Annotated in this window: 6 protein-coding genes; all 6 read left to right on the top strand. The window is 42.8% G+C overall.

Going from position 1 to position 4385, the window contains the following annotated elements; genetic code table 11:
• The first annotated feature begins 327 nt into the window (after positions 1–327).
• Positions 328–1110, top strand: coding sequence for a hypothetical protein (locus GZ63_RS0113015; RefSeq protein ID WP_029270250.1), 783 nt, complete (start codon positions 328–330; stop codon positions 1108–1110).
• Positions 1111–1114: 4 nt separating this feature from the next.
• The gene (locus tag GZ63_RS0113020) at positions 1115–1492 is read left to right on the top strand and encodes a GntR family transcriptional regulator (RefSeq protein ID WP_029270252.1); all 378 of its coding nucleotides are present in this window, start codon (positions 1115–1117) and stop codon (positions 1490–1492) included.
• Complete coding sequence (locus GZ63_RS0113025; protein WP_029270254.1) at positions 1482–2201, top strand: ABC transporter ATP-binding protein; 720 nt, start codon at positions 1482–1484, stop codon at positions 2199–2201. Before GZ63_RS0113020 ends, GZ63_RS0113025 begins: the two co-directional genes overlap by 11 nt.
• A complete protein-coding gene (locus tag GZ63_RS0113030) occupies positions 2201–3115 on the top strand; it encodes an ABC transporter ATP-binding protein (RefSeq protein WP_029270256.1) in 915 nt (304 codons plus the stop codon). Before GZ63_RS0113025 ends, GZ63_RS0113030 begins: the two co-directional genes overlap by 1 nt.
• Positions 3108–4058, top strand: coding sequence for an ABC transporter permease (locus GZ63_RS0113035; protein WP_029270258.1), 951 nt, complete (start codon positions 3108–3110; stop codon positions 4056–4058). The genes GZ63_RS0113030 and GZ63_RS0113035 overlap by 8 nt, the downstream gene beginning before the upstream one ends.
• Before the next feature lie 18 nt (positions 4059–4076).
• A partial coding sequence (locus GZ63_RS17935; protein ID WP_198020941.1) for a hypothetical protein occupies positions 4077–4385 on the top strand: 309 nt, incomplete at its 3' end.

Below are 4385 nucleotides of genomic sequence, written 5' to 3' on the forward strand. Positions count from 1 at the left end.
GGGATGAAATCGACCGGAGCGCGGTGATATCAACCGGAAAGGGGATGAAATCAACCGGAGCGTGGGGATATCAACCGGAAAGGGGATGAAATCACCCGGAGCACGTGGATATCACCTGGAGAGGGGATAAATCACCCGGAGTGCGTGGGGATATCACCTGTGCATCTCGTATAGTCCAGCCAGGCTGCTCATATGAACAGGCTGTTTCAAGCGCCTCTATCATTATAAATTTTTTGAAAATAGCGTTAATCGACTATTGACTTCTTGTGTGTATGGGTGTACTATCTAAGTAGGACACTCATACAAGACCGGAAGGGAAGGTATTTGATGACTGCTTTTAAGGGGCTTTTGAAGAAGGATTTTTATATTTCCAGGCACTGGATGATAACGATCTTAGTTGGGGATTTGGTTTTGTTATTGGTTCCGCTGGGACTTGGGATTTATATTGATGAGCCACTATCCTTTATGCCGATCGTTTTGTTTATGCTGCTTGGGTTTCATATATTTTTTCAGCCGACGATGTTGCTGCAGATGCTTCATTTAGAAGGAAAAACGCAGTTATGGCTGTATAATACACAAAGCAGCAGGAGGCTTTTTATCTCAAAATTCATCGTTGCTTTTTCCTATCAGTTTATTTCGCAAGTGTTTTTAACCGGTATTGGGTTTATTATTTTTCAGTTTATAAAAGATATTGTCGACATCCATATCCCTCTCCAAACGCTCTTTAAAGGAACAGTTATATTCAATGTTGCACTGCTTTTGATTGCTTTGTATTTTGCGTGCTGGGTTATCTTTTACTGGAGTATTTACCATTCGTTAAGCAGGCTGATTCCAACGGGGTTTTTCCGCTGGTTGATTCTGTTTCTCCTATTTGTCGGATACAATCTGATTAGTGCGTTCATCGCTAAGATTGGTTTTATCAGTGAGCTTGTGAGTAAATGGACTGTTCCGGTCATGATCAATCAAACTTTTACGTATACAGATGGGGCATGGGAGACAGGAGTCAATGCTGTTGATTTCCCCGTAATGATTTTTATTGTTTATGTCTTCCTTGGTTTCGCTTTGTTCTTTTTTTCCAGTTGGCTGCTGGATCGGAAGGTAGAGGTGTAGGGCTATGACAAAAGATTATCAAGTATCCAAACCGATCTATATTCAAATTGCTGATACGATTGCTTACCGGATTGTCAGGGGGGAGATGCTTCCGGGGGAGAAGTTGCCCTCTGTGCGTGAGATGGCTGTTGAGTCAAGCGTGAATCCGAATACAATTCAACGAACCTATAGTGAAATGGAAAGGATGGGCATTGTGGAGACAAAAAGGGGCCAGGGAACATTCGTAACGGATAATGAGGAAGTGCTGGATGATCTAAAAGGAAAACTGCAAAACGATATTATTCATGTTTTTGTCAAAAGCATGGAGGAGCTTGGGATGACGGAAGAGGAAATGATCCATGGGCTAAAGTGCTTTTTGGGGAGGGATCGTGATGACCGTTGAGTTGCAAAATGTGTGGAAGAAATACGGAGGTCAAACGTCCGTGAAGGATGTCTCGCTTCATCTGGAACCAGGCAAAATATATGGCTTGATTGGGCCGAATGGAAGCGGAAAGTCGACGACGCTGAAAATGATGACGGGGCTTGTTTATCCGAATGCTGGGGAAATCACTATATCTGGTGAACGTGTTACGAGAAGGATTTGCTCAAAAGTGGCTTATCTGACAGAACTGGATATGTTTTACCATGCATTTACGGTGGAAAAAATGATGGCATTTTATGCTTCCCAGTTTTCTGACTTTGATGTGGAAAAGGCACATGTTCTACTTAAAGAGATGAAGCTGGATCCGAAGAAAAAAATAAAAAAGCTTTCGAAAGGGAACAGGGGCAGGTTGAAACTTGTACTCGCATTGTCCAGGAAAACACCGGTTCTGTTGCTGGATGAACCTTTTTCAGGGCTTGATCCGATGGTTCGGGAGTCGATTGTAAAAAGTTTGATTTCCTATATTGATTTTGATGAGCAGACGGTTGTGATTGCTACACATGAAATAGACGAGATTGAACCTTTATTAGATGAAGTCATCATTATTTTTGAAGGGGAAGTTGTGGGACAGACGCATGTAGAAAACCTTAGGGAAGAAGAAGGTATATCTGTTTTGGAGTGGTTTAAATCAATCATGGCACAAAAGGAAAGAAAGGTGGAGGATGTTTGATGGGTACAGCATTGGAATTAAAAAATGTAACCAAGGTGATGAAAGGAAAAAAGATCATCGATGATGTCAGTTTTACAGTGAAATCGGGGGAAGTGTTTGGCTTTCTAGGTCCGAATGGTGCAGGGAAAACAACGACGATTCGGATGATTGCCGGCTTAATGAAAATGACATCCGGAGAAATTTTCATTTGTGGCAAAGATAGAGAAAAGGAATTTGAAGAGGCGCTTGGCCATATTGGGGGCATTGTAGAAAATCCCGAGATGTATAAATATTTAACCGGATATCAAAATTTAAAGCAATATGCCCGCATGTCAAAGGGTGTCACAAAACAAAAAATCGATGAAGTAGTGGAATTTGTGGGGTTGACAAACCGGATCCATGAAAAGGTAAAAACCTACTCACTTGGAATGCGGCAACGATTAGGGCTTGCGCAAAGTTTGCTTCATGATCCAGACGTGATGATTCTTGATGAGCCGACGAATGGTCTTGATCCTGCTGGCATTCGGGAAATCCGCGATCATTTGAGGAAATTGACGCGAGAGAAAGGGATGTCTGTCATTGTATCCAGCCATCTCCTATCCGAAATGGAAATGATGTGTGATCGAATCGCGATCATTCAGAACGGGAAACTGGTCAATATTCAAAATGTACATGATGAAGCAGAAGCGGAAACAGCCCATCGCTATTTCTTCGAAGTGGAGTCCGGATACGCGTCTATTTTGAAAGAAAAAGGGATCGAATATCAAGAAGTGGAAAAAGGCATTGAAATGGAACTGGAAAAGGACCAAGTACCAAATGTCATTAAAATGCTGATCGAGCATGAGGTCCGTATTTTTGAAGTGAAACTTATTTCTAAATCACTCGAAGACCGCTTCCTGGAAATTACAGAAAAAGGGGGGACGACCATTGCATAAGCTTATTGTGAATGAATGGACAAAAATATTTAAACGTGCTGGAACATACGTCATGATTGCCATGATTCTCCTTGGTGTTGTGGCAATGGGTACATTAATTAAAATGACAGAAGAACCAGATCAGGCTGGGGATCAGTGGAGGGATGAGCTCTCCCAACAAATAAAGGAAGATAAGAAAGATTTGAAAGATATGCCTGCCTCAGCAGGGGATATGAAACGATTTTTGGAAAAAGATATCGCTATTAATCAATATCGTCTTGATAACGAAATTGCTCCGCCAAGTGAGACGACAGGCTGGTCCTTTATTGATGAAAGCTCTGCACTGATTTCTTTTGCCGGGCTGTTTGCGATTATTATTGCAGCTGGGATCGTTGCAAGTGAATTCAGTACAGGGACTATTAAATTATTATTAATCCGCCCCATCCGGAGGTACAAAATTTTACTATCGAAATATGTAACGGTTGTGTTGTTCGGGCTTTTCATGCTGGCTGTTTTATTTATCAGTTCGGCAGCCCTTGGATTTGGTTTGTTCGGAACAGGCGACGGAAACAGTGTTCATCTCGCATACGCTGATGGAGAAGTGATCGAACAGAGCCAAATGCTTCATTTAGTAAAAATCTATCTGCTTTCTTCGATCGATGTTTTGATGCTTGTGACACTAGCATTTATGATATCTGCAGTGTTTCGAAACAATTCACTCGCAATTGGGATTTCTATCTTCCTACTGATGATGGGAGGAAACGTCACATCCCTTATCGCAGCCAAATATGACTGGGCAAAATATATTTTATTTGCAAATACGAACTTAATGCAGTATTTCAATGGAACTCCCGTTGTGGAAGGGATGACATTAGGATTTTCGATTGTTATGTTGTGCATCTATTTTATCCTTTTTATGGCATTGGCATTTGGAGTATTTACAAAAAGAGACGTAGCGGCCTAAGGGTCGGCGTCTTTTTTTGTGTTGGGATTAGAATGTGCGAAGTGGTCGGGGGCAGGGGGGACCACCGAACGAAGGCATCGCAAATCACAGGGGCGGGAGCAGCTGAAAGGACAGGAGCAGTGGCCTGGGATGTATCGACCGACCGGAGGAGAGGCTTTATCGACCGAAGGAGAGGGGATATCAACCGGAGGGGGAGCTTTATCGACTGGAGGGAGAGGGGTATCAACCGGAGGGGTAGCTTTATCGACCGAAGGAGAGGGGTATCAACCGGAGGAGAGGCTTTATCGCCCGGAAGGAGGGGGTATCAACCGGAGGAGAGGCTTTATC

The organism is Virgibacillus alimentarius, from assembly GCF_000709085.1.
Taxonomy (GTDB): Bacteria; Bacillota; Bacilli; order Bacillales; family Amphibacillaceae; genus Virgibacillus_B; species Virgibacillus_B alimentarius.